The organism is Sphingomonas prati (assembly GCF_014643515.1).
Classification (GTDB): domain Bacteria; phylum Pseudomonadota; class Alphaproteobacteria; order Sphingomonadales; family Sphingomonadaceae; genus Sphingomonas_R; species Sphingomonas_R prati.
Window position 1 is genome coordinate 266977 of sequence record NZ_BMJP01000003.1, and the last position, 24569, is coordinate 291545.

The window sequence follows — 24569 nt, forward strand, 5'->3', positions numbered from 1 at the left end:
AGACTTCGCTCGGCATGGACGGGTCAGGCGGTTAGGCGGAACCCTAAACCCGCTCCTTCGTCGCGGAAAACCGCACCGTCGGCGACCGCCCACTCACGAAATTCAGGTCCCACAGATCCTTCGCCAGGAACACCGGCTGCCCGTCGCGGTCGGTCGCCATCGCGCTGCGGTGCTGCGACTGGAACGCCGCCATGTCTGGCGCCGCATCGGTCGCGATCCAGCGCGCCGTATCCCAGGGCGAGGGCTCCAGCCGCGCATCGACCTTGTACTCATGCTCCAGCCGGCTGATCAGCACTTCCAGCTGTAGCTGCCCGACCACGCCGACGATCATCTGCGATCCGATCGCCGGGTGGAACACCTGCACCACCCCCTCCTCGGACAGATCGTCGAGCGCCTTGCGCAACTGCTTGGTCTTAGTCGGATCGACCAGTTGCACGCGGCGCAGGATCTCCGGCGCGAAGTTCGGCAGCCCGGTGAACACCACCGGCGTCCCCTCGGCCAGCGAATCGCCGACCCGCAGCGTGCCGTGGTTGGGGATGCCAATGATGTCACCCGGCCACGCCTCGTCCGCCACTTCGCGGCTCTGCGCGAAGAACAGGATCGGCGAATGCACCGCGATCGCCTTGCCCGTGCCCGACTGGTTCAGCTTCATGCCGCGCCGGAACTTGCCCGAACACAGCCGCATGAACGCCACGCGGTCGCGGTGCTGCGGGTTCATGTTGGCCTGCACCTTGAACACGAACCCGGTCACGCCGTCCTGATCCGGGCTGATCGGCGCCGGGTCCGCCGGCTGTGGCCGCGGCGACGGCGCAAGATCGCGCAGCGCATGGATCAGCTCCGGCACGCCGAAATCGCGCAGCGCCGACCCGAAATACACCGGCGTCATGTCGCCGCTCAGATATTTTGCCCGGTCGAACGCGGCATAGCCCCCGACACCCAGCTCGACCTCCTCGCGCAACCGCGCCGCGGCGCGCTCCGACAGCATCGTGTCGAGCTTCGGATCGTCGAGCCCGTCGACCGGCTCCACCCGCCCCTCGGGCAACAGCATCCGCTGGCCCGCGACATCGTACAGCCCCTCGAACTCGCCGCCCAGCCCGGCCGGCCACATCATCGGCGCGACGTCGAGGGCAAGCTGGTCGGCGATCTGGTCCATCAGGTCGAACGGCGACCGCCCCTCGCGGTCCACCTTGTTGACGAAGGTGATGATCGGCACGGACCGCAGCCGGCACACCTCGAACAGCTTGCGCGTCTGCGCCTCGATCCCGCGCGCCGCGTCGATCACCATCACCGCGCTGTCGACCGCGGTCAGCGTGCGGTACGTATCCTCGCTGAAATCCTCATGCCCCGGCGTATCGAGCAGGTTGAACGTCAGCCCGTCATATTCGAACGTCATGACCGACGAGGTGACCGAAATCCCGCGCTGCTGCTCGATCTTCATCCAGTCGGAGCGCGCGCGCCGCGTCTGGCCACGCGCCTTGACCTCGCCCGCCAGGTGGATGGCACCACCCGCGATCAGCAGCTTCTCGGTCAGCGTCGTCTTGCCGGCGTCGGGGTGCGAGATGATCGCGAAGGTCCGGCGGTCGGGGCGTCCGGTCGGACGGTCGTTCATGCGTGATGGTCCAGCAGAATTCGGGGATGCCGGGTGCGGTACAGCCTGCCGCGCCCAAAGGCGAGCATCGCGGATCGTTAAAAAACGCGCGCCCGCCCGGAACCCGAACCACTTTCATGCGCTTCGCACAATGTCCCTTCCGACCCCCCCTCGGAACGGATATAGATTGCGGGCCGCGCATCCTCCCCCCCGGAGCGCGGCCCGTTTTCTTGCGGGCCGGTTGTGGTCGCGGTTCGTCCGCGATAGCGCCGGCCCGTCTAGTTTCTGGTCTCCTGCAACCCGTTCGGGTCTCACGTCCGTAACTTGTGCCGTCACTCCCCGCGCGCGACTCCGTTTGCCGGCATCGTCGGGTCTGTGTCAGCGTTGAAACCAACCTCTGATTGACCGGGATCACGCGGAAACCCATGCTGACCTCCATGAAAGTTTCGCGCGTCAGGGGCCTCGCCTGCGCCCTTCCCTTCAGCCTGCTCGCCGTCCTGGCCCTGTCCGGTTGCGGCGGGAAAGAGGACGAGAAAAAGGGCCCGCCGCCCATTCCCGAAGTCGGCTTCGTCACGGTCCGCACGCAAAGCGTCCCGCTCGTCGCCGAACTCGCCGGGCGCACCGCCGCCTATGAAACGTCGGAGGTCCGGCCGCAGGTGTCGGGCATCATTAAGGCACGGCTGTTCACCGAGGGCACTGTCGTCCGCGAAGGGCAGACGCTGTACCAGATTGACCCGCGGCTCTACCGCGCCACCGCTGCCGAAGCGCAGGCCAACGTCGCCAGCGCCCGCGCCGCGGAAACCGCCGCCCGCGTCCGGGCCGACCGGCTCCGCCCGCTTGCGCAGATCGAGGCCGTGGCACAGCAGGACTATACCGACGCCGCCGCGACCGCCGCGCAGGCCCGTGCCACCATCGCGCAGAACCGCGCGCAGCTCGATACCGCGCAGATCAACTTGGCCTTCACCCGCGTGCCCGCGCCGATCACCGGTCGCATCGGGCGCTCGCTGTTCACCACCGGTGCGCTGGTCACCGCCAGCCAGGCCGATCCGCTGACCACCATCCAGCGGCTCGACCCGATCTTCGTCGATATCCAGCAATCGTCCGCCGAACTGCTCACGCTGCGCCGTGCGCTCGCATCCGGCGGGGTCGTGCCGACCAGCGGCACCGTCCGGCTGAAGCTGGAGGACGGCAGCGACTATGGCCGCACCGGCACCGTCCAGTTCGCGGAGGTTACGGTCGACCAAAACACCGGCACCGTCACGCTGCGCGCGCGCTTCCCCAATCCGGACGGGCTCCTGCTGCCCGGCATGTATGTCCGCGCGATCCTGGCGCAGAGCAGCGACACCAACGCGATCCTCGTGCCGCAGGCCGGCATCGCGCGCGATCCGAAGGGGCAGGCGACCGCCTTCGTTGTCGGTCCGAACAACAAGGCCGTGATGCGCGTCGTGCAGACGAGCCGCACGATCGGCAGCAACTGGCTCGTCACCGGCGGGCTCAAGCCGGGCGACCGCGTCATCACCGAAGGGCTCGCCAAGCTGAAACCCAACCAGACCGTGCGGCCCGTGCCCGCGGGCTCCAAGCCCCGCGCCCAGCCCGCCCCCGCGGGTGCCGCGCAGCCCAAGGGCAACTGACCGCCTCATGATCAGCCGCGTCTTCATCGATCGCCCGATCTTTGCCTGGGTCATCGCCATCGTCATCATGCTGGCGGGCGTCGGAGCGATCCTGACGCTGCCGATCGAGCAATATCCCGACGTCGCCCCGCCGCAGGTCAGCGTTCGCGCAAACTATCCCGGCGCATCCGCGGACATCCTCGAATCGAGCGTCACGCAGATCATCGAGCAACAGCTGACCGGCATCGACGGGTTGATCTACTTCCAGTCGACGTCCAGTTCCGAAGGCCAGGTGACGATCTCGGTCACCTTCTCCAAGGGAACCGACCCGGACATCGCGCAGGTCCAGGTTCAGAACAAGGTCCAGCAGGCACTCTCCCGCCTGCCGCAACAGGTGCAGCAGCAGGGCCTGACCGTCACCAAGTCGAACAGCGATTTCCTGCTGCTCGCCGCAATCTATGACGAGACGGATCGCCGCACGAATGGCGACATTTCCGACTATCTGGTCGCCAACCTGCAGGATCCGATCGGCCGTATTCCCGGCGTCGGCGCGACCAATGTGTTCGGCGCGCAATATGCGATGCGGGTGTGGCTCGACCCCTACCGACTCAGTTCTTATGCGCTCATGCCATCCGACGTGGTCTCCGCGATCGAGGCGCAGAATGCCCAGGTCGCCGCCGGCCAGATCGGCGCGTCGCCCTCCCCAGTAACGCAGATGTTGAACGCCACCGTCACCGCCAAGACGCGACTGACCACGCCCGAACAGTTCCGCAACATCATCGTCAAGACGCAGACCGACGGGTCGAAGGTGCTGTTGTCCAATGTTGCGCGCGTCGAACTGGGTCAGGAAAACTATAACGCGCTCAGCCGGTTCAACCGTCACCCCGCGTCCGGCATCTCGATCCAGCTCGCCCCCGGGGCCGATGCGCTCGAAACCGCCGAACTGGTCAAGGCGGAAGTGGTCCGCCAGTCCAAGGCGTTCCCCGACGGCTACCGCTACACCTTCCCGCGCGACAGCACCGACTTCATCAAACTGTCGGTGGAAGAGGTCGTGAAGACGCTGATCGAGGCGATCATCCTCGTGATCATCGTGATGTTCGTCTTTCTCCAGAACTGGCGCGCCACGCTGATCCCGACGATCGCGGTCCCCGTCGTGCTGCTCGGCACGTTCGGCGTCATCGCGCTGTTCGGTTATTCGATCAACACGCTTACTTTGTTTGGCCTCGTCCTGTCGATCGGCCTGCTCGTCGACGACGCGATCGTCGTCGTCGAAAATGTCGAGCGCGTGATGGACGAGGAACCCGACATCTCGCCGCGCGATGCGACGATCAAGTCGATGTCCGAAATCCAGACGGCGCTGATCGGCATCGCGCTCGTCCTGTCCGCGGTTTTCATGCCAATGGCGTTCTTCGGCGGCTCCACCGGCGTCATCTACCGGCAATTCTCGATCACGATCATCTCGTCGATGGTCCTCTCAGTCGTGGTAGCACTTGTCCTCACCCCCGCGCTCACCGCCACGCTGCTTAAGCGCCGCGACGAAACCGATGAGAAACCGCGCAACCGCGTCGCCGGCTGGTTCGCCAAGTTCGCGGACTGGTTCAACCGCATGTTCGACCGCACGATCAAGCGTTACGTCGAAGGCGTAAAGGCGATCATCGCCCGCGCCTGGATCGCAATGCTGGGGTTCGCCGGCATCGTCGCGGTGCTCGTACTCGTCTTCCTGCAACTGCCACAGGGCTTCCTGCCGACCGAGGACCAGGGTTCCGCAATCATCCAGTACACGCTGCCGCCCGGTGCCACGCAGCCTCGCACGCTGGCCGCCGCCAAATCGATCGAGGATTATTTCCTGGGGTCGGAAAAGGCCAACATCGCTGGCATTTTCACCATTTCGGGCTTCCGGTTCGGCGGGTCGGGCCAGAATGTCGGTCAGGGCTTCGTTCAACTCGCGCCATGGGACGATCGTAAGGGCAAGGAGAACGCAGCGAAGGCGATCACCGAGCGCGCTACCAAGGGAGTCGCGCCGCTGCTCCGCGACGTGCAGTTCGTGGCGCTCACCCCGCCGTCGGTACAGGGGCTTGGCCAGTCGAACGGCTTCACCATGGAATTGCAGAACGCGTCCGGCATGCCACAGGCGCAGTTTAAGGCCCAGCGCGACAAGCTCCTCGCGGACGCCGCGGCTGATCCTGATCTCGCCGCGGTCCGCCCCGGCGGGCTGGAGGACGTCCCCACGCTCCAGGTCACCGTCGACCAGGCGAAGGTCGGCGCGCTTGGCATCTCGCAGGCCACGGTCGACAACACGCTCAGCGCAGCTTGGGGCGGCACCTACGTCAACGACTTCGTCGATCGCGGCCGGGTGAAGCGCGTCTATGTCCAGGGCGACGCGCCCTACCGAGCGTCGCCCAGCGATCTGAACAGCTGGTTCGTTCGCACCGAAAGTGGCCAGATGGCGCCATTCTCAGCATTCGCCACGACGAGCTGGTCCCAGGCACCGACGACGCTCGTCCGGTTCAGCGGCCTGCCAGCCTACGAAATCCAGGGACAGGCGGCGCCCGGCAAGTCGTCGGGCGACGCGATGGAACGCATGATCCAGATCGCGTCGAAACTGCCCGGCACCTCGGTCGCCTGGTCCGGCCTGTCCTACCAGGAACGGCTGTCGTCGGGTCAGGCGCCGTTGCTCTACGGCCTGTCGATCCTCGTCATCTTCCTCTGTCTGGCCGCGCTGTACGAAAGCTGGTCGATCCCCTTCTCGGTGCTGCTCGTGATCCCGCTCGGGCTGGTCGGCGCGGTCATCGCGGTGGCGCTGCGCGGGTTGGAAAACGACGTCTATTTCCAGGTCGGCCTGCTCACCACCATGGGCCTGTCCGCCAAGAACGCGATCCTGATCGTCGAATTCGCCGAACAGGCCGAACGCGCGGGCAAGTCGCCGTTCGACGCCGCGATCGAGGCGGCCCGCCTGCGCCTCCGCCCCATCCTGATGACTAGCCTCGCCTTCATCTTCGGCGTGCTGCCGCTGGCGATTAGCACCGGGGCCGGCGCGCAGAGCCGCGTCGCGATTGGCACCGCTGTGATCGGCGGCATGCTGACCGCGACGATCCTGGCGATCTTCTTCGTGCCGTTGTTCTTCGTGCTGGTCCGCCGCGTGTTCAAGGGACCGCAGCACGGCGCCCCCGCGCAGGCCGACGACAAGGGCGAACCGGACCGCACCGCGCCGCCGCCTGCGAAACCGGAGCCCGCATGACCCGTAACGCTGCCCTTCTACCGCTCGCCGTCCTGCTGCTTGGCGGATGCAGCCTCGAGCCGCGCTACGAACGCACCACGCCGCCGGTCACCACCAGCTGGCCGGTCGGCGACGCCTATCTGCGACGGACCGAGGCGACGCTGCCGACCTTGTCCTACACCGACATCTTCCGCGATCCGAAGCTCCAGGCTGTGATCGCCCAGGCGCTCACCAACAACCGGGACCTGCGCATCGCCGCCGGCAACGTCGCGTCGGCCCGCGCACTTTACCGTGTCGAACGATCGTCTCTGTTCCCGCAAGTCGACGCCACCGGCCGGGTTCAACTCGGCGACAACGGCTCCAGTGGGACGTCCAACGTCAACACCGGCACCGGTAATGTCGGCGCCGGAACAGGGACCGGGGGTATCGGCACCGGCACCGGCGGCACCGGCAACGGCAATGGCGGTGTCGTCACGACCGGCGGCGGCAGCGGCTTTTACGATCAATATTCGATCAACGTCGGCGTCAGCGCGTTCGAGGTCGACCTGTTCGGCCGGATCCGCTCGCAAAGCCGCGCCGCACTCGCCACCTATTTCAGCACCGAGGCCGCCGCCCGCGCGACCCGCCTCTCGCTCGTCGCGGAAGTGGCAAGCGCCTACCTGACCTACGCATCAGACCGCAGCCAACTCGCGATCGCCCGCGCGACTGAGGCCAGCGCCGCCCGGTCGGTCACGCTCACCCGCGCGCGGCTCCAGGGCGGCATCGCCCCGCGCACCGACCTGCGCCAGGCCGAAACGGTCCTGCTCACCGCGCGCGCCGACACCGCGACGCTCACCACCGCGCTGGCGCAGGACGTCAACGCGCTCACCCTGTTGGTCGGCGCACCGGTCGACCCCGCGCTGCTGCCAGCCTCGATCGAAAGCGTCGACGGCCTGCTCGCGGAGGTCCCGGCCGGCCTGAACTCCGACATCCTCCTGCGCCGCCCCGACGTCGTGCAATCCGAGTTCGACCTGCGCGCTACCAACGCGCGGATCGGCGCCGCCCGTGCCGCCTTCTTCCCGACGATCAGCCTGACCAGCCTCGCCGGCCTCGCCAGTGGTGCGCTCGGTTCGCTGTTCAGCGGCGGGGCCTTCAACTGGAGCGCGTCGCCCACCGTCACGCTCCCGATCTTCGACGGCGGCGCCAACCGCGGCAACCTGGCCTATGCCCGCGCGCAGCAGCAGGTCGCACTCGCCACCTACGAACAGACGATCCAGACCGCGTTCCGCGAAGTGTCCGACGCGCTCGCGCGGCGCGGGACGATCGACCGCGAACTGGCCGCGCGGCGCGAGCTGACCGCCGCGGCGCAGGACAATTACTATCTCACCGAACGGTCCTACCGCGGCGGGATCGGCACGTTCCTCAACAGCCTCGACGCGCAACGCACGCTCTACAACGCGCAGCAGCAGCTCGTGACCACCCGCCTGACCCGCGCCGACAATCTCGTGACGCTCTACCGCGTGCTCGGCGGCGACGCACAGATCGCGGGCGACCCCGCCGCCGCCGCCGTCATGCGCTCACCCGTCAGCGAAGCGGACCAGACCCCAACCCGCTGATCCGCGCCACCCGCGTCTGCCACAGCATCAGCATCGGCACGACGCCCAGTTCCATGCACAGCCCGAACAGATGCCCGTTCGACGGCACCCCCACCTCCACTAGCGACAGCAGCCGCGCCAGCCCGCCAAGCACGACCATCAGCCCCAGCATCCGGAAGATCGCCGTCCGCCGCTCGATCGCCGGGATCGCATAGGCAAAGCCGAAGCCCAGCCCCAGAAAGATGCCCGACACATAGCGGAAATGGCTGTCCAGATCGGGCGGCACCGGGATCGGCGCGCCCTTCAAATATACGACACCGCGCAGCACGCTCTCCCCACCGACGGTCAGCGGCACGAGGCACGCCAGCGCTGCCACCGCCTGCAACAGCCGCCGCTCGGTCGCGGGCGTCATCGCCACCACCGCACGCCGCGGCCCTGGCCATGTTCGAGCAGTTCGTGGCGGATCTTGATGCTCTTCATCGACAGATGCACCTCGAACAGGAACATCGTCAGCCCGCCGATCAGCATCAGCATCGCGGCGGCAAAGATGATCGCCATCGTGTTGGAAAACCCGATCCCGACGAGCCGCGCCAGGAACAGTCCCGCCACGACGCCGCAGATCAGCGCCGCGCTGGCCGTGCAGAGTGAAATCGCCCGGCTCACCACCCGCATCCGCCGGTCGAGCAGCCGCAATTCCCACACTTGGCGATCATGGTCGGCATGACCGACCGGCGTGAAGCGCGTCTCGAGCGCCCGCGCCCGGTCCACCACCCGCGCCAGCCGCCCGACCATCACGTTCAGGAACGCACCGATCCCGGTGAGCAGGAAGACCGGAGCGGTCGCCATCTGGATCGTGTGGGCGAGTTCCGCCGCGGCTGTTGGGGCGATCATGAGTGCCGGGATGACGGGTCTGCCCGCGCCGCGTCAAGCGAAATGGCAAGGCGCCGAAGTCCGGCAAGCCGCAGTGTGCGGGTCAGAGGACCGCGATCACCAGAACGATAAGCCCGAACCACATGACAGCCGAAACGATCATTGCGAGCGCTAGCCCGCGAAATAATCTGCTCGGTGCATCGCTGTACGGCTCGTCGCGATCGGCGTCGACCCCAACCTCGCGGGCCAGTTCTTTGTAAAGATCGCGCGTTAGATCTTTTTGACTCGCGCTGGCTCCATCGCCAACGTTCGTTGCAGTCAACTTCATCAGGTACCTCGAACGCCCCCCCGGGCGGCCAATACTGATAAATATGCCCTGAATTTCCAGAGTACTTCAATCAGCTATTAGTCTGATTAAAGCTCAATCAACTGGAAGCACTGATCACCACTGGCAGTAGTCAGCCGGTCCGGAGTATCCCGTCAGTTCCTCAGTTTGCGTAAGGGACACAAAACGAGCGCAGGTGCATGGCAACGCCCGACTCGACCGTCAGGCGTAATGCATGATCATCAGAATCAGCACGCTCCAGAGGACGATCGAAAAAATCGTCGCCAGTGCAAGGCCCTGGAACATGCCGCTCGGCCTGTCACCCGCCGTCGCACCCGAAGTGCCAACACGAAAATCCGTCTGCGCCTGTGCCACGATTGTCTGCATCCTCTAAACGCCGTCTTTGCAGCGATTTGAGAGTCATAAGGACATAAAACCGCAACACGTTCAATCGAATAATAGTAAAATCCGAACAGAAATTCGAAGCGTGTCGTCGACGTCAGCAACGCACGTGCGGCACCGGATCGCCCCCTGCCGGACCGTCTCCCGCTCCGCGGCCCACCTCCCGATTAACGCCTTTCTAATACCCCGGGCCTAACCGCAAACAGGAGAAACGAATTTGTTCCCGAAGGGGGAAGACAATGCTGAAATTAGTTCTGACGATAATGATGGTCGCTACACCAGCATTTGCGCATGCTATTCCCACAGGGACCGATCATCCTACGGCAGTCGGTATTTTCAGTACGGCCGAACTCAATAACCTCGCTCGCCTCGACGAAGCTGCACCACCCGCGCGGTTGCGCCGCATGGAATATGAAATCGCCGACCTGCGCGATCAGGTGGGCCGGATGAAGCTTGACCGCCTGATCGACACCGTGATCCGCCAGAGGCACCGCTGATTAGCCGACGTCGGCCGACATGACCCGACCGATCTTTGCCGGATCGAAGTAGGTCCGGAATACGGTAATCCCTCGCTCGCCGCTCTCGATCACGCTGACCCCGCCATAGCGCACGTCCTTGCCGTCCACGCTGCCCTCGCTCACCCATTCGAGCAGCGCCACGCCGTCCTGTTCGACGATGTTGCGGAACTCGGAATGGATGCTGTCGAACGTCCCGCGATACGCGGTCCAGAACGCCGCCGCCCCGTCGCGCCCGCCATGTTCGACCAGCGGGTTGGAAATCTCCGCCCCGTCCGCGAACAGGGCGGCAATCGGCTCCACGTCCGAATTGTCCTCCAGCGTACGCAGTGCGTCGATGAATGTCTTGGCGTCGATCGTCATGGCAGGGCTCCTGTTCGGTCTCCCCGCAAAAGCGCGGCGCACGGCCGGATGTTCCGCCCGATCACCCGGTGAAACGACCACCCTCCGCGGCCAGCCGCCGCAGCAACGGCGCGACCGCGACCCCCTGCCGCTCCAGCCCGGCCGCCACCGTGTCCAGCCCGATCGTATCGGCCCAGAACATCGGCCCGCCGGTCCCGATCGGCCAGCCATAGCCGTTGACCCACACCACATCGATGTCGGACGCGCGCTGCGCCACGCCCTCCTCGACGATCCGCGCGCCCTCGTTCACCATCGGGTACAGCAGCCGCTCGAGGATCTCCGCATCGTCGACCGCGCGCTGCACCGTCCCGCGCTTCGCGACGAACGCCGCGATGATCGCCTCCGCTTGCGGCGACGGCGTGCCCCGCCGCTCGGCGTCGTAATCGTAGAAGCCGCGCCCGTTCTTCTGCCCGCGCCGCCCCGCCTCGCACATCGCCTCGCGCAGCGTCGCGCCCTGCGACGTCGCCGCATCCCAGCCCAGGTCGAGCCCGGCAAGGTCCGCCATCTGGAACGGCCCCATCGGAAACCTGAACGCGGTCAGCACGCGGTCGACGTCCCACGGCTTGGCCCCTTCCAGCACCAACTGGTTCGCCGCCTCCTGCCGCGGTTTCAGCATCCGGTTGCCGATGAACCCGTCGCACGTCCGCGCCACCACCGCGATCTTGCCGATCCGCTTGGACAGCGCCATCGCGGTCGCCAGCACCTCCGGCGCGGTCGCGGCACCGCGCACCACCTCCAGCAACCGCATGATGTTGGCGGGCGAAAAGAAGTGCAGGCCCAGCACCGCCTCCGGCCGCCCGGTCGCCGCCGCGATCGCATCGATATCGAGGTAGCTCGTATTGCTCGCCAGGATCGCGCCCGGCTTCACGATCCGGTCCAGTTCGGCGAACAACGCGGTCTTGACCGCCAGATCCTCAAACACCGCCTCGATCACCAGATCGCTGTCGGCCAGGTCCGCCAGCGCCAGCGTCGGCCGCAGCAACGCCATCGCCGCCCCCGCCGCGTCTTCGCTCATCCGCCCGGACCGGACGTTGCGCGCATAATTGCCGCCGATCGTCGCGACGCCGCGGTCCAGCGCCGCCTGCTCGCGCTCGACCAGCGTCACCGGGATCCCGGCGGACAGGAAGTTCATCGCGATCCCGCCGCCCATCGTCCCCGCGCCGACGATCCCGACCCGCTCGATCGCCTGCGGCACGACCGACGCATCCAGCCCGGCGATCTTCCCCGCCGCGCGCTCCGCAAAGAAATAGTGCCGCTGCGCCTTCGACTCGTCCCCGGCGAGCAGTTCCTGGAACAGCGCCCGCTCGCGCAGCAGGCCGTCCGCGAACGGCAGCTCCACCGCCGCCCGCACCGCCGCGATGCACGCCTCCGGTGCACGCAGCCCCTTCAGCAGCCGGCCATGCGCCTGCCGAAACCGGTCGAACACCGCCGGATCGCGCACCGCCTCCGCGATCCGCTCGCCGCGCTCCGACGCCCGCGGCAACGGCTCCCCGATGATATCCCGCGCATAAGCGATGGCGGCCGCCTCCAGCGCGTCCGCCCCGACGACTCGATCGACCAGCCCGATCTCCGACGCACGCTCGGCCGAAACCGGACTCCCGCCGACGATCATCGTCAGCGCTTCGGTCACCCCCACCAACCGTGGCAGGCGCTGCGTCCCGCCCGCGCCGGGCAGCAGCCCAAGCTTCACCTCCGGCAGCCCGAGCTTCGCACCGTCCGCCGCGATCCGGTAATGGCACGCCAGCGCCACCTCCAGCCCACCGCCCAGCGCCGTCCCGTGGATCGCCGCCACGATCGGCTTCGGGCTCCCCTCGATCACCTCGACCAGTTCGGGCAGCAGCGGGAACACCGGCGGCTGGCCGAACTCGGTGATGTCCGCCCCCGCAAAGAACGTCCGCCCGACGCACCGCAGCACCACCGCGCGCACGTCCGCATCCGCCGCGCCCTCCAGCACCGCCGCCATCAGCCCGGTCCGCACCGCGGCGCCCAGCGCGTTGACCGGCGGGTTGTTCGACGTGATGACCAATATGTCGCCATCGCGGCGGGTCGTGATCGGGGCAGTCGCCATCAGCTTCGTCTCCTAGTCCCGGAACCCCGGGTCGATCCGGTCCAGCTTGCGCAGCAACGCCGGCCACGCGAGCATGTCCGCCAGCATCTGCATCCCCGGCCCACTCGACTGCCCCCGCACCTTTTCGGGCGTGCCCTGTGGCGGGTTGAGCAGCGCGCCGCGCCCGGCGGACAGCATATGGACCTGCGCCTCGCACGCCCGTTCCAGAAAATACATCCGCAGGAACGCCTGCGCCACGCTCTCCCCCACCGTCAACGTCCCATGGTTGCGCAGCAGCATGACGTGCCGCTGCCCCAGGTCCGCGACCAGCCGCTCGCGCTCCTCCAGTTCGGTCGCGATACCCTCATAGTCGTGATAGGCGATGTCGCTCCCCGCGATCATCGCGGTCTGGGTATGAGGCAACAACCCCTCGTCCATCGCCGACACCGCCTGCCCATAGGGCGTATGGAGATGCAGCACCGCGGCGGCATCCTCGCGCCCCATGTGGATCGCCGAATGGATCACGAACCCCGCGGCGTTGACCATATACGGCGTCGCACCCACCGGCCGGCCGTTCGTGTCGATCTTGACCAGCGACGACGCCGTGATCTCCTCGAACATCAGCTGATACGGGTTGATCAGGAAATGATGCTCCGGCCCCGGCACCCGCGCGGACAGATGCGTAAAGATCAGGTCGTCCCACCCGTACAGCGCCACCAGCCGATACGCCGCCGCCAGATCGACGCGGATCCGCCATTCCTCGGGCGAAACCTGCGCCTGAACGGAGGGGGTCTGCGTCGCTGCCGTCGCCATTTGATGCATCCTTCTCGCGGGGTTCGGTCTGACTCTTACGGTCTTCTCGGGAGAGGCTATGCCGCCCCGCGCAACCACGCCAGTCCCCCGGAAGTCGCTCGCGGCCACGAACCCGCGATGACGCAACGTCACCCGGCAAAAGATTTTTTGGAGCACGCGGCCGACGCCAAGCAGCCCGCGCTGCACCCTGCCCCACTCAAACCACCACAGCCCGTCCATCCCGAGCGAAGTCGAGGGACCCTTCGAGCGAAGCCGAGAAGCCAACATCACCTCGAAGCTATTCATGAACACATGTTGCCGCCCCCGCCCCGTTTGGTTCGAGCCTGTCGAGAACCCTGCGTGGAGTTCTCGACAGGCTCGAACCAAACGGAGTCGGGAACTGGGAGCGAAAGAGACGCAACCCGCCCCACACCCGAACCCTACCCCAAAGCCAACTCCACAGCCGCCCGAGCATGCAACTCGGTCGTATCGAACAACGGCACCGCACTGTCCCCCGCCCCGACCAGCAGCATGATCTCGGTACAGCCCAGCACGACCGCCTCCGCCCCTTCCGCCACCAGCCGCGCGATCACGCCCCGATACGCCGCCCGCGAAGCATCCGACACCACCCCCACCACTAGCTCGCGGTAAATCACGTCATGCACCACCGCCCGGTCCGCCGCACCCGGCACCAGCACCGCCAGCCCCTGCGCCTCGAGCCGCTCGCGGTAGAAGGCCTGCTCCATCGTGAACGCCGTCCCGATCAACCCCACCCGTTTGTAGCCCGCCGCCAGGACCGCAGCCGAGGTCGGGTCCGCGATGTGCAGCAGCGGGATTTCCACCGCCGCCTCGATCGCATCGGCCACGCGGTGCATCGTATTCGTACACAGCACCACGAAGTCCGCCCCGCCGCGCTCCAGCCCGCGCGCCGCCTCCGCCATCATCTCCGCCAGCGCCGGCCAGTCGCCACGATGCTGCGCCGCCTCGACCTCCGCGAAATCGACCGAGAGCATCAGGCACCGCGCGGAATGCGTGCCGCCCAGCCGCGCCCGCACCCGCTCGTTCAAGATCCGATAATAATGCGCCGAGCTTTCCCAGCTCATCCCGCCGATCAGCCCGATCGTCCTCACGGCGCCGACACCCCGTCCGCCTCGACCAGCGCCTCACCGATCCACGTTCCGATCACCCGGACGCGCTTCTCGACCCGGTCGACCGGCAACCGGTGCAGGTCGAGCCGCACCAGCCCGCCGCCGTCCTGCTGCAAAGCAAAACCACCACCGTCGCGCACCAGCGTCCCGGACAGGTCGACCGCATCCCCGATCATCCGCCGCGCTTCACCACGAACGGCCCCGCGCCCTGCACCACCGGCATCAGCTCGATTCGGTTGACGTTCACATGGGCCGGCAGCCCGATGATCCACAACACCGCTTCCGCCACGTCCGCCGCGGTCATCGGCGTGGTGTCCGCATAGGGCGCCCCCGCCTTCGCATCGTCGCCGCCGAACCGGACATGGCTGAACTCGGTCCCGCCGACCAGGCCCGGCTGCACGTCGCTCACCCGCACGCCCGTGCCGGCCAGGTCGGTCTTCAGCCCCAGCGTGAACTGCTGCACGAACGCCTTCGTCGCGCCGTACACATTGCCGCCCGGATAGGGATAGTTCGCCGCCACACTACCCAGGTTGACGATATCGCCACGCCCGCGCGCCACCATGCCGGGCAGGATCGCATGGGTCAGCCGCATCAGCCCAAGCACGTTGGTCGCCACCATCTGCTCCCACTGCGCCAGATCGCTGTCCTGCGCCGCGGTGGTGCCAAGCGCCAGGCCGGCATTGTTCACCAGGATGTCGACCTCGCGCCACCCCTCCGCCAACGCACCCGGCAACCCTGCCACAGCACCCGCATCGGTCACGTCCAGCGTCAGCGGGCAGATCGCCTCCGCGCCTAGTTCGTCGCGCAACGCTTCCAGCCGGTCGGTCCGCCGCCCCGCCGCGATCACGCGATGTCCGGCCGCCACCAGCCGCCGCGCGATCTCAAGCCCGAACCCGGACGTCGCGCCCGTCACCAATGCCGTTCTGCTCATCAAGATCTCCTCATGCCGCCAGCGCGGTCAGCGTTCCGGGCGTCAGCACCTGCGGCAACACCTTCAGCGGCGCACCCTTGCCCGCGAACAGGTAGAGCGGAACCCCCGACCGACCATGTTCGCCCAGGAACCGCGAAATATCCGCGTCGCCGTCGGTCCAGTCGCCCACCATGGTCACGATTCCGGCTTTCGCGAACGCGGTCTGCACGGCCTCGCGCTCGATCGCCGCCTTCTCGTTCACCTTGCATGTCAGGCACCAGTCCGCGGTGAAATACACGAACACCGGCGTCCCGGCCGCCTGATACGCCGCCAGCTTCGCACGATCGAACGGCACCGCCTTTACGTCCGCCACAGCCACCGCAGTCGAAGCCCCCGCCGGCGCGCGCGGCACCACCGCGACCAGCGCGCAGGCCGCCGCCACCGCCGGGGCCAGTGGCCACCACGCGCGCGTCCGCCCGCCTGCCTGCCGCCCGCCGACCCACCACAGCCCGATCGCAACGATCACCGCCGCGACCAGCCCCAGCATCATCCCGTCGACCCCCGCCTGCCGCCCCAGGATCCAGGCCAGCCCCAGCGCGGTCGCGAACATCGGCAGCGCCAGCACGCGCCGCATCACGTCCATCCACGCCCCCGGCCGTGGCAGCATCGCGCGCACCCGCGGCACATAACCCAGCAGCAGGAACGGGATCGCCATGCCGAGGCCCAACCCGGCGAACACCGCCAGCGCCGCGACAGTCGGCAGCACCAGCGCCGCACCCAGCGCCGCACCCATGAACGGTCCGGTGCACGGCGTCGCGACGAACGCCGCCAGCGCCCCCGTCCAGAACGCACCGCCCGTGCCACCCTTCCCCGCCAGCGCCCCGCCGCCGGAGATCGCCGGCAGCTCGAACAGTCCGGCCAGATTGAACCCGATCGCCGCGGTCAGCAGCATCAGAACCACGATCACGCGCGGGTCCTGCAACTGGAACGCCCAGCCCGCCGCACTCCCCCCGGCGCGCAACGCCAGCAGGATCGCGCCAAGCGCCACACACACCAGGATCACCCCCGCGGCATAGGCCAGCGCCTCGCGCCGCACGCTCCGCTCGTCCCCGCCCCCGCGCGCCAGGCTCAACGCCTTCAGGCTCAGGATCGGGAACACGCACGGCATGATGTTGAGCAGCAACCCGCCCAGCAACGCCCCGCCCAGCGCCGCCAGCAGCGTCCCCGCCCCGCCAGACCCGGCCGGCGCATCGCCTTCATCCGCCGCCCCGATCGCAACACCCGCCGCCGGCACCGTCCCCGGCACCGCATCGAGCGTCAGGCCCTTGCCCCGCCCGATCCGCAGCACGCCGGCCATCCGCCGCGGTGCCGGCCCCTTTGCGGCTGTCTCGATAATCAACGCATCGCCGCGCCGCGATACGCGCTGGGGCGCCGCATAATCGATCACCCCGTCGGTCAGTGGGAAGAAATAGGGCTCGGCCACCCGAACACTCGCCGGCATCGGCACCGCCAGCCGGAACCGCCCGCCCGCCACCGCGAACCGCGCCCGCCCGCCGAGCGGCTTGGGCAACGCAGCACGAAATCCGTCGAACGCCGCGCGCGCCGCCGGCGTTACTGCGCCGTCGCCCACGGTAAGCGCGATCGCCAGTTCCGCCTTCTCCGGCACGCAGATCTCGCGCGTGCAGGCCAGATAATCGAGCCGCACCCGGATCGGCAGCCGCGTGCCTTTCGCCAGTCCGGCCGGCAACGTGAGCATCAGCGGCTGCGCATAGCGGCCCTCGTAGACATAGTTCATCAGCCCCGCGACGATCAGCGTCTGCGGTACCGGATAGGCGATCGGCCCCGCGCTCACCCCACGCGGCAACGTCCAGGTCGCCTGCGTCTCGACGCCCGCATCGCCCGGATTCTTCCAATATCCGTGCCAGCCCGCCGCCGGCGTCATCACGAACGCCAGCGTCACCGGTGCCCCGGCGCGCGGCGTGGCACTCTCCGCAACCAAGCTCGCGCGAATATGCTGCGTCCGCCCCAACTGCGCTTGCGCCACACCGGGCAGCACGATCAGCGCCAGCAGCCATGTCATGATTCGGAAACAGGATCCGCGCATCGCCACTCCCAACATGCTGCCGCCGCGCTATAGCATGCCGTTCGCGCTGTGGAGAATGCCCGTGTCCTTGTCGCCTTTCGTCGTTGCGACCGCTCTCGCCGCGGCTGCCGTCGCCCCCGCAGCGGCCCAGCAGCCGGCTCCGAAACTGCTCGTCGCCATCTCGGTCGACCAGTTCTCGGCCGATCTGTTCGCCGAATATCGCCCGCTCTACACCGCCGGGCTCAAGCGCATGTCGACCGGCGCGGTCTTTCCGTCGGGTTATCAAAGCCACGCCGCCACCGAAACCTGCCCGGGGCACAGCACGATCCTGACCGGATCGCACCCCGCCCGCACCGGCATCATCGCGAACAACTGGTACGACCTGTCGCTCGCCCGCGCGGACAAGAAAGTCTACTGCACCGAGGACCCGACCGTCGCCGGCTCCAGCTCGGACAACTACACCGTGTCGCCGCAATATCTGAAGGTCCCGACGCTCGGCGACCGGATGAAGGCCGCCAACCCGGCCAGCCGCGTCGTCTCGGTCGCCGGCAAGGATCGCGCCGCCGTCATGATGGGCGGCCACGCGATCGATCAGGCCTGGTATTGGGGCGGCAAGTCGTTCGTCACGCTGCCCGGCCGCACCGGCGCGGTGCCCGCCACCGTCAACCGGATCAACGCGGACGTGCTGGCGACGCTCGCCCGCCCCGGCCGCGCGGTCCTGCCCGCCGCCTGCGCGTCGCATTCCGCCGCGGTCCATGTCGGCACGCGCGACGTCGGCGTGCTGATCGACCGCAAGGCGGAGGATTTCGCCCGCTTCCGCACCGCGCTCGATTTCGACCGCGAGGTCGCCGACCTTGCCATCGGCCTGATCGGCGAGCTGAAACTCGGCAGCGGCCCGGCCCCCGACGTCATCTCGATTGGCCTGTCCGCCACCGACTATGTCGGCCACGGCTACGGCACCGAGGGCGCCGAGATGTGCACGCAGCTGCTCGGCGTGGACAATGCGGTCGGCCGCATCCTGGCTGCGCTCGACGCGCGCAAGGTGCCTTATGCCGTCGTGCTGACCGCCGATCATGGCGGCACCGACCTGCCCGAACGGAGCCACGCGCGCGGCGTGCCGGACGCGGTCCGCGTCGACAAGGCACTGCTTCCGGATGCGATGGGCGCAGCACTCGCCACGGAGTTCAAGCTGACTGGCCGCGTGCTCTACGGCGACGGCCCGTTCGGCGACATGTACCTGTCGCGCGACATCCCCGCCGAGCTCCGCTCGCGCGTGCTGGCCGCCGCCAAGGCGCGCTACCTCGCCAGCCCGCAGGTCGCCGCCGTGTTCACCGCGGACGAACTGCGCCGCATGCCGACCCCGACCTCGACCCCGGTCGAGGAATGGTCGCTCGCCGACCGCTTCCGCGCCAGCTTCGACCCCGAACGCTCGGGCGACTTGCTCGTCGCGCTCAAGCCCCACGTCACCCCGATCGCCACGCAAGGCGGCACCGTCGCGACGCACGGCTCCCCCTGGTCCTACGACCGCCGCGTGCCGATGCTGTTCTACCGCCCCGGCATGATCGGCTTCGAACAGCCGCTGTCGGTCGAGACGGTCGACATCCTGCCGACGCTCGCCTCGCTCATCGCCCTGCCGGTGCCGAAGGCGGAGATCGACGGGCGTTGTCTGGATCTGGATCCGGGCCCCGCCGACACCTGCGCGAGGTAGCGGCTACTTCTTGACAGGGCGCAACCCCGAACGAACACCATTCTTAACCGACCGGCATCCCGGACTTGATCCGGGGTCCAGGTCGCAAGCGCGACGGTCTTTGTCATGTGAGGTCGCTCAATCCCCCACCCTCGTTCGGTTCGAGCCTGTCGAGAACGCTGCGCAACGTTCTCGACAGGCTCGAACCAAACGGGTGGAGCGTAAGCAACCAGCCAAGCCCGTCCATCCCAGGCGAAGTCGAGGTACCCTTCGACGCAGTCGAGAAGCCGACACCACCCCCCTCAGCTACGCTCGGGGGAAAGCGTGCCTCGACTTCGCTCGGCATGGACGGGGGTTGGAGGTCGCGCTCAGCCTACGCTGTAGAGCCCCTCAGTTCCGCACATCCAGCAAGGTGATCCCCTTGCCCAGCTGGTTCCCCGAGATCTTCAGCGGCTCATGGCTCCAGTCCGCCACGAAGTTGCTCGGCGAGGTCACCCCCGGCGCCAGCGACGCGCGGTTGCCCGTGATCACCAGCCCCGCGGACGGGTTCGTGCGCGCTTCGGGCGCCACGGTGATGAACGCGCTGTGGTTTTCCTTGTCCTTGCCCATCACGAATTCGTTGCCCGCGATCCGCCCGGTGGAGCCGCTCGACAGGTCGATCATGTAGTTGGTGGTCTTGCCCTGCGTATCGTCGAAACTGTTGTCGACGATCGTCACGCGCCGCGCGCGCGCCTTGGCATAATGCCCGCCACGCCCGCGCTCGAACCGGTTGTTGGTCAGCTCCAGCGTCCCACCCGTGCCGGTATACAGCCCGTGCGCGCAACCGCCCGCCCCTTCGCAGGTGCCGAGGCCGGAGAAGGTCGACCGCCGCACGGTCAGCACCTGCGCCGGATCGTCGGTGGTCAGGATCCCCTGCTCGCTGTCGCGGAACGCCGTGCCCGTCACGGTCAAATTGCCCTTCTCAAGCCGGATGCCCGCGCCATTATGGTCCGGCACCGTCACGCCCCGGAACACCAGCCCGTCCACCGCCGCGTCGCGCCCGCGCAGCACCAGCGTCGCCTTGCCCTCGCACGTGCCGCCGTCGAAGATCGCGGTGCCCGCCGTCACGGCCGCGAACGCCACGCGCCCGTCGCTCACGATCGCGCAGTCCTTGTACGTGCCCGCCGCGATCCGGATCGTCCCGTCGCCCCCACCGATCGCGTTCACCGCATCCTGCAACCGGAAGAACCCGCGCCCGGTCTCCGCCACGGTGAACGGACCGGAGCCTTGCGCAAACGCGGAGGCGGACAGCAGGGCGGCGGCAAGGATCAGCTTTTTCATAGGCCGGACTATGCCGCCGACCGCGCGGAAGTCGAGCCGCTTTCCGCGCTACGCGACCCGATATGGGACCGGTCAAATGCCCTGCCCCCAAACACTCCGTTCGCTTCGAGTAGCCGTCGAGCCTGTCGGGACGGCGTATCGAGAAGGGATCGACATCGTCGTGCTGCCGTAGTTCTCGACAGGCTCGAACCGAACGGAAGCGGCGACTAGTCGAGGTTCGGCCGCACCCAGCGCTCCGCCGTCTCGATATCCACCCCGCGCCGCGCGGCATAATCCTCCAGCTGGTCCCGCCCGATCCGCGCCACACCAAAATATTCGCTGTCCGGATGCCCGAAGTAGAACCCCGAAACCGCGGCCGTCGGCAGCATCGCGAAACTCTCGGTCAGCGTGATTCCCGTCGCATCGGTTGCCTTCAGCAGGTCGAACAACGCCGGCTTCAGGCTGTGGTCCGGACACGCGGGATACCCCGGCGCCGGCCGGATGCCGCGATACTGCTCCTTCACCAGCGCCTCGTTGGTCAGCTGTTCGCCCGTGGCATAGCCCCACAGGTCGGTGCGGACATGCTTGTGCAGCCGCTCCGCGAACGCCTCGGCCAACCGGTCGGCCAGCGCCTTCAGCAGGATGTCCTGATAGTCGTCGTGCGTCGCCTTGAACCCGGCGAGATGCTCGTCGATCCCGTGGCCCGCGGTCACCGCGAACCCGCCGATCCAGTCGCCCGCCGGATCGACGAAATCGGCTAGGCACATGTTCGGCCGCCCGCTGCGCTTCGCGATCTGCTGGCGCAGCATCGCGAACGGCACGTCGCCGTCTTCGGTCTGCACCACGATATCGTCGCCGTCGCGCCGGCACGGCCACAGCGCCGCGACACCCTTTGCGGTCAGCCACTTCTCCGCGATAATCCGGTCGAGCATCGCCTGCGCATCCTCCCACAGGCCGCGCGCGCTTTCGCCGACGATCGGATCCTGCAGGATCGCGGGATAATTGCCCGCCAGCTCCCACGCGCGGAAGAACGGCGTCCAGTCGATATAGTCGCGCAGATCCTCCAGCGGCCAGTCGGCGAACACATGCGTCCCCGGCTTCAGCGGCGCACCCGGCTTCTGCGTGAAATCGGCGACGAAGCCATTGGCCCGCGCCTCGGCAAGCGGGGTCAGCGCATTCTGCCCCTTGCTCGCCCGCGCGACGCGCACCGCCTCATATTCCGCTGCGGTCCGCTCGACGAAGCCGTCGCGCTGCGTATCGGACATCAGCGTCGACGCCACGCCCACCGCGCGGCTCGCGTCCAGCACATGCACCACCGGTCCGTCATAGACCGGCGCGATGCGCAGCGCGGTGTGGACCTTCGACGTCGTGGCCCCACCAATCAGCAGCGGCATCGTCATGCCCTTGCGCGCCATCTCGACCGCCACCGTCACCATTTCGTCCAGCGACGGCGTGATGAGGCCCGACAGCCCGATCATGTCGACATCGTTGTCCGCGGCGCATTTCAGGATGTCGACCCACGGCACCATCACGCCCATGTCGATCACTTCGTAGCCGTTGCACTGCAACACGACGCCGACGATGTTCTTGCCGATATCGTGCACGTCGCCCTTCACGGTCGCCATGATGATGCGGCCCTTGGCGCGCGCGCCCGGCTCCTTCTGCGCCTCGATGTAGGGCAGCAGGTGGGCGACCGCCTTCTTCATCACGCGGGCCGATTTCACGACCTGCGGCAGGAACATCTTGCCCGATCCGAACAGGTCGCCGACCACGTTCATGCCGTCCATCAACGGCCCCTCGATCACCTCGATCGGCCGGGCGTACAGCTGCCGCGCCTCCTCGGTATCGTCCACGACATGCGCGTCGATGCCCTTGACCAGCGCATGTTCCAGCCGCTTGACCACGTCCCAGCCGCGCCATTCGGCCGCCGCCTTCTCGGCCACCGCATCGGTCCCGCGGAACTTCTCGGCCAGCGCGATCATCCGCTCGGTCGAATCCTCGCGCCGGTCCCAGATGACGTCCTCGCACGCCTCGCGCAGTTCCGGATCGATCGCGTCGTACACGTCGAGCTGGCCGGCATTGACGATGCCCATGTCCATCCCCGCCTGGATGGCGTGGTACAGGAACACGCTATGCATCGCGCGCCGCACCGGCTCGTTCCCGCGGAACGAGAAGCTCAGGTTCGACACGCCGCCCGAGATATGGGCATGCGGGCAACGCACGCGAATATCGCGGCACGCCTCGATGAAATCGATCGCATAGCGGCGATGCTCGTCGATCCCGGTCGCGATCGCGAAAATGTTGGGATCAAAGATGATGTCCTGCGGATCGAACCCGATCCCGACCAGCAGGTCATAGGCCCGCGAACAGATCTCGACCTTGCGCGCGCGCGTGTCGGCCTGCCCCACCTCGTCGAACGCCATGACGACCACGGCCGCGCCGTACGCCATGACCTTGCGGGCATATTTCAGGAACTCTTCCTCGCCCTCCTTCATGCTGATCGAATTCACGATCGGCTTGCCGGACACGCACTTCAGCCCTGCCTCGATCACGCTCCACTTGGAACTGTCGACCATCACCGGCACGCGCGCGATGTCGGGTTCGGCGGCGATCAGCTTGAGGAAAGTGGTCATCGCCACCTCCGCGTCGAGCAGCCCCTCGTCCATGTTGACGTCGACGACCTGCGCGCCGGACTCGACCTGCTGCCGGGCGACTTCGACCGCCGCGGTATAGTCGCCCGCCATGACGAGCTTCTTGAACCGCGCCGAGCCGGTCACGTTGGTCCGCTCGCCGATATTGACGAAGTTGGCCGACGCCACGACCGGGGTCTCGTCGTCTTCGGGGATCAGGGGTGCGGTCGCCACGTCGATTACCTTACTTGGCCAGCGCCCCGGCGCAGGCCGGGGGCTAGGTGAAACAGTTGCGCCTACGTCTATGCTGCCAGGATCATGGGATCGAGACCCGCCAGCGTCGTCTTCACCTTCAGGTTCGGCACCTGTCGCGGGGCATGCCCCTTCACCGCGGCCGCCATCGCCGCGATATGGCCCGGCGTCGAACCGCAGCATCCGCCGACCACGTTGACCAGCTGCCCCTCCGCCCATTCGCGAATGAACTCGCCCGTCGTCTCCGGCTGCTCGTCATATTCGCCCAGGTCGTTGGGCAGTCCGGCGTTCGGATAGACCATAACCAGCGCGTCGGCGATCCCGGAGATCACCTGGACATGCGACCGCAGCAGGTCCGCCCCGAACGCGCAGTTCAGCCCGATCGTCAGCGGCCGCGCATGGCGCACCGTGTACCAGAACGCCTCGACCGAATGGCCCGACAGGTTGCGCCCCGACATGTCGGTGATCGTCATGGAGATCATGACCGGAACCTCGACGCCGCGCCGCTCGGACACCTCGATCACCGCCATGATCGCCGCCTTGGCGTTCAGCGTGTCGAAGATCGTCTCGATCAGGATGAAGTCGCATCCGCCGTCGAGCAACGCCTCCGCCTGGTTGGCATAGACGTCCTTCATCGTGTCGAAATCGACCGCGCGGAAACCCGGATCGTTGACGTCGGGCGACAGCGACAGCGTCTTGTTCGTCGGCCCGATCGCGCCCGCGACGAAGCGTGGCCGCCCGTCGCGCGCCTGATACTCGTCCGCCGCCTTGCGCGCGATGCCAGCCGCCGCCAGATTCATGTCGCGCACCAGGTGCACCGCGCCATAATCTTCCTGGCTGATCGTGTTCGCGTTGAACGTATTGGTCGACACGATGTCCGACCCGGCATCCAGATACGCCCGCGTGATCGCATCGATCACGTCCGCCCGCGTCAGCACGAGCAAGTCGTTATTGCCCTTCTGGTCGAGCGACAGGTCGTAGTCGCCGCGATAGTCGGCTTCCTGCAAACCATAATTCTGGATCATCGTCCCGAACGCACCATCGGTGATCAGCACGCGGTCCGCCGCCTGTTCACGAAACCGGACGGCGGCGGTAGAGGGGGTGAGCGTCATCGTGAAACACCTTCAATCATCAAATGGCACCTAAACGCCGTTTGGTTCGAGCTTGTCGAGAACTCGCCGCGGACCCAGGTCCCGTTCGGTTCGAACCTGTCGAGAA

Annotated in this window: 20 protein-coding genes; 5 read left to right on the forward strand and 15 right to left on the reverse strand. The window is 67.5% G+C overall.

Annotated elements, in window-relative coordinates; translation table 11 throughout:
* Nucleotides 1–43 precede the first annotated feature (43 nt).
* On the reverse strand, nucleotides 44–1609 hold the full coding sequence (locus tag IEX50_RS11775) for a peptide chain release factor 3 (RefSeq protein ID WP_157176093.1): 1566 nt from the start codon (nucleotides 1607–1609) through the stop codon (nucleotides 44–46).
* A gap of 416 nt (nucleotides 1610–2025) precedes the next feature.
* Here IEX50_RS11775 and IEX50_RS11780 point away from each other — a divergent pair, with 416 nt between their 5' ends.
* Genes IEX50_RS11780 through IEX50_RS11790 form a run of 3 tightly spaced genes read left to right on the forward strand, consistent with a single transcriptional unit; the run spans nucleotide 2026 to nucleotide 8010 of the window.
* Complete coding sequence (locus IEX50_RS11780) at nucleotides 2026–3219, forward strand: efflux RND transporter periplasmic adaptor subunit (RefSeq protein WP_184075216.1); 1194 nt, start codon at nucleotides 2026–2028, stop codon at nucleotides 3217–3219.
* A gap of 7 nt (nucleotides 3220–3226) precedes the next feature.
* Nucleotides 3227–6436: an efflux RND transporter permease subunit gene (locus tag IEX50_RS11785; RefSeq protein ID WP_157176095.1), complete on the forward strand. Its 3210-nt coding sequence runs from the start codon at nucleotides 3227–3229 to the stop codon at nucleotides 6434–6436.
* Nucleotides 6433–8010, forward strand: coding sequence for an efflux transporter outer membrane subunit (locus IEX50_RS11790; protein ID WP_157176096.1), 1578 nt, complete (start codon nucleotides 6433–6435; stop codon nucleotides 8008–8010). The genes IEX50_RS11785 and IEX50_RS11790 overlap by 4 nt, the downstream gene beginning before the upstream one ends.
* Here the strand turns inward: IEX50_RS11790 and IEX50_RS11795 are convergent.
* The 4 genes from IEX50_RS11795 to IEX50_RS11810 all read right to left on the reverse strand — a co-directional run bounded on the left by IEX50_RS11795 (nucleotide 7979) and on the right by IEX50_RS11810 (nucleotide 9571).
* Nucleotides 7979–8401, reverse strand: a complete 423-nt coding sequence (locus IEX50_RS11795; RefSeq protein ID WP_157176097.1) for a DUF4345 domain-containing protein — start codon at nucleotides 8399–8401, stop codon at nucleotides 7979–7981. The two genes, IEX50_RS11790 and IEX50_RS11795, sit on opposite strands and share 32 nt — an antisense overlap.
* Nucleotides 8398–8880 carry a DUF2721 domain-containing protein gene (locus IEX50_RS11800; RefSeq protein WP_157176098.1) on the reverse strand — a complete coding sequence of 161 codons (483 nt, stop codon included), beginning with the start codon at nucleotides 8878–8880 and terminating at the stop codon, nucleotides 8398–8400. Before IEX50_RS11800 ends, IEX50_RS11795 begins: the two co-directional genes overlap by 4 nt.
* 82 nt (nucleotides 8881–8962) lie before the next feature.
* Nucleotides 8963–9187 (reverse strand): hypothetical protein, encoded by a 225-nt coding sequence (locus tag IEX50_RS11805; protein WP_157176099.1) that lies wholly within the window; start codon nucleotides 9185–9187, stop codon nucleotides 8963–8965.
* A 219-nt stretch (nucleotides 9188–9406) separates the two neighbouring features.
* Nucleotides 9407–9571, reverse strand: a complete 165-nt coding sequence (locus IEX50_RS11810; protein WP_188699471.1) for a hypothetical protein — start codon at nucleotides 9569–9571, stop codon at nucleotides 9407–9409.
* A 254-nt stretch (nucleotides 9572–9825) separates the two neighbouring features.
* Here IEX50_RS11810 and IEX50_RS11815 point away from each other — a divergent pair, with 254 nt between their 5' ends.
* Complete coding sequence (locus tag IEX50_RS11815; RefSeq protein WP_157176101.1) at nucleotides 9826–10083, forward strand: hypothetical protein; 258 nt, start codon at nucleotides 9826–9828, stop codon at nucleotides 10081–10083.
* Here IEX50_RS11815 and IEX50_RS11820 read toward each other — a convergent pair whose 3' ends face one another.
* The 7 genes from IEX50_RS11820 to IEX50_RS11850 form a co-directional block, all read right to left on the reverse strand.
* A complete protein-coding gene (locus IEX50_RS11820; RefSeq protein WP_157176102.1) occupies nucleotides 10084–10464 on the reverse strand; it encodes a nuclear transport factor 2 family protein in 381 nt (126 codons plus the stop codon). It lies immediately after the preceding gene.
* Between the two features lie 61 nt (nucleotides 10465–10525).
* Nucleotides 10526–12571: a 3-hydroxyacyl-CoA dehydrogenase NAD-binding domain-containing protein gene (locus IEX50_RS11825; protein ID WP_157176103.1), complete on the reverse strand. Its 2046-nt coding sequence runs from the start codon at nucleotides 12569–12571 to the stop codon at nucleotides 10526–10528.
* A gap of 12 nt (nucleotides 12572–12583) precedes the next feature.
* Nucleotides 12584–13363: a class II aldolase/adducin family protein gene (locus tag IEX50_RS11830; protein ID WP_157176104.1), complete on the reverse strand. Its 780-nt coding sequence runs from the start codon at nucleotides 13361–13363 to the stop codon at nucleotides 12584–12586.
* Nucleotides 13364–13782: 419 nt separating this feature from the next.
* Nucleotides 13783–14472, reverse strand: a complete 690-nt coding sequence (locus IEX50_RS11835; protein WP_157176105.1) for an aspartate/glutamate racemase family protein — start codon at nucleotides 14470–14472, stop codon at nucleotides 13783–13785.
* Entirely contained in the window at nucleotides 14469–14666 is a 198-nt protein-coding gene (locus IEX50_RS11840) for a DUF5818 domain-containing protein (protein ID WP_157176106.1), read from the reverse strand. The genes IEX50_RS11835 and IEX50_RS11840 overlap by 4 nt, the downstream gene beginning before the upstream one ends.
* Nucleotides 14663–15421 carry an SDR family NAD(P)-dependent oxidoreductase gene (locus IEX50_RS11845; RefSeq protein ID WP_157176107.1) on the reverse strand — a complete coding sequence of 253 codons (759 nt, stop codon included), beginning with the start codon at nucleotides 15419–15421 and terminating at the stop codon, nucleotides 14663–14665. Before IEX50_RS11845 ends, IEX50_RS11840 begins: the two co-directional genes overlap by 4 nt.
* 10 nt (nucleotides 15422–15431) lie before the next feature.
* The gene (locus tag IEX50_RS11850) at nucleotides 15432–17480 is read right to left on the reverse strand and encodes a protein-disulfide reductase DsbD family protein (protein ID WP_373285307.1); all 2049 of its coding nucleotides are present in this window, start codon (nucleotides 17478–17480) and stop codon (nucleotides 15432–15434) included.
* 79 nt (nucleotides 17481–17559) lie between these two features.
* Here IEX50_RS11850 and IEX50_RS11855 point away from each other — a divergent pair, with 79 nt between their 5' ends.
* Complete coding sequence (locus IEX50_RS11855; RefSeq protein WP_157176196.1) at nucleotides 17560–19191, forward strand: alkaline phosphatase family protein; 1632 nt, start codon at nucleotides 17560–17562, stop codon at nucleotides 19189–19191.
* A gap of 369 nt (nucleotides 19192–19560) precedes the next feature.
* Here IEX50_RS11855 and IEX50_RS11860 read toward each other — a convergent pair whose 3' ends face one another.
* The 3 genes from IEX50_RS11860 to IEX50_RS11870 form a co-directional block, all read right to left on the reverse strand.
* The gene (locus IEX50_RS11860) at nucleotides 19561–20490 is read right to left on the reverse strand and encodes a right-handed parallel beta-helix repeat-containing protein (protein WP_157176109.1); all 930 of its coding nucleotides are present in this window, start codon (nucleotides 20488–20490) and stop codon (nucleotides 19561–19563) included.
* A gap of 206 nt (nucleotides 20491–20696) precedes the next feature.
* Nucleotides 20697–23333 (reverse strand): methionine synthase, encoded by a 2637-nt coding sequence (metH, locus tag IEX50_RS11865; RefSeq protein WP_184075214.1) that lies wholly within the window; start codon nucleotides 23331–23333, stop codon nucleotides 20697–20699.
* 68 nt (nucleotides 23334–23401) lie between these two features.
* Nucleotides 23402–24463, reverse strand: coding sequence for a homocysteine S-methyltransferase family protein (locus IEX50_RS11870; protein ID WP_157176110.1), 1062 nt, complete (start codon nucleotides 24461–24463; stop codon nucleotides 23402–23404).
* Between the last annotated feature and the right edge of the window lie 106 nt (nucleotides 24464–24569).

Coding starts and splice junctions, on each gene's coding strand:
- IEX50_RS11780 (WP_184075216.1), top strand. CDS start 2,026: ATGAAAGTTTCGCGCGTCAGGGGCCTCGCCTGCGCCCTTCCCTTCAGC.
- IEX50_RS11795 (WP_157176097.1), bottom strand. CDS start 8,401: ATGACGCCCGCGACCGAGCGGCGGCTGTTGCAGGCGGTGGCAGCGCTG.
- IEX50_RS11825 (WP_157176103.1), bottom strand. CDS start 12,571: ATGGCGACTGCCCCGATCACGACCCGCCGCGATGGCGACATATTGGTC.
- IEX50_RS11775 (WP_157176093.1), bottom strand. CDS start 1,609: ATGAACGACCGTCCGACCGGACGCCCCGACCGCCGGACCTTCGCGATC.
- IEX50_RS11800 (WP_157176098.1), bottom strand. CDS start 8,880: ATGATCGCCCCAACAGCCGCGGCGGAACTCGCCCACACGATCCAGATG.
- IEX50_RS11845 (WP_157176107.1), bottom strand. CDS start 15,421: ATGAGCAGAACGGCATTGGTGACGGGCGCGACGTCCGGGTTCGGGCTT.
- IEX50_RS11790 (WP_157176096.1), top strand. CDS start 6,433: ATGACCCGTAACGCTGCCCTTCTACCGCTCGCCGTCCTGCTGCTTGGC.
- IEX50_RS11840 (WP_157176106.1), bottom strand. CDS start 14,666: ATGATCGGGGATGCGGTCGACCTGTCCGGGACGCTGGTGCGCGACGGT.
- IEX50_RS11860 (WP_157176109.1), bottom strand. CDS start 20,490: ATGAAAAAGCTGATCCTTGCCGCCGCCCTGCTGTCCGCCTCCGCGTTT.
- IEX50_RS11850 (WP_373285307.1), bottom strand. CDS start 17,480: ATGACATGGCTGCTGGCGCTGATCGTGCTGCCCGGTGTGGCGCAAGCG.
- IEX50_RS11820 (WP_157176102.1), bottom strand. CDS start 10,464: ATGACGATCGACGCCAAGACATTCATCGACGCACTGCGTACGCTGGAG.
- IEX50_RS11810 (WP_188699471.1), bottom strand. CDS start 9,571: ATGCAGACAATCGTGGCACAGGCGCAGACGGATTTTCGTGTTGGCACT.
- IEX50_RS11830 (WP_157176104.1), bottom strand. CDS start 13,363: ATGGCGACGGCAGCGACGCAGACCCCCTCCGTTCAGGCGCAGGTTTCG.
- IEX50_RS11815 (WP_157176101.1), top strand. CDS start 9,826: ATGCTGAAATTAGTTCTGACGATAATGATGGTCGCTACACCAGCATTT.
- IEX50_RS11805 (WP_157176099.1), bottom strand. CDS start 9,187: ATGAAGTTGACTGCAACGAACGTTGGCGATGGAGCCAGCGCGAGTCAA.
- IEX50_RS11855 (WP_157176196.1), top strand. CDS start 17,560: ATGCCCGTGTCCTTGTCGCCTTTCGTCGTTGCGACCGCTCTCGCCGCG.
- IEX50_RS11785 (WP_157176095.1), top strand. CDS start 3,227: ATGATCAGCCGCGTCTTCATCGATCGCCCGATCTTTGCCTGGGTCATC.
- IEX50_RS11870 (WP_157176110.1), bottom strand. CDS start 24,463: ATGACGCTCACCCCCTCTACCGCCGCCGTCCGGTTTCGTGAACAGGCG.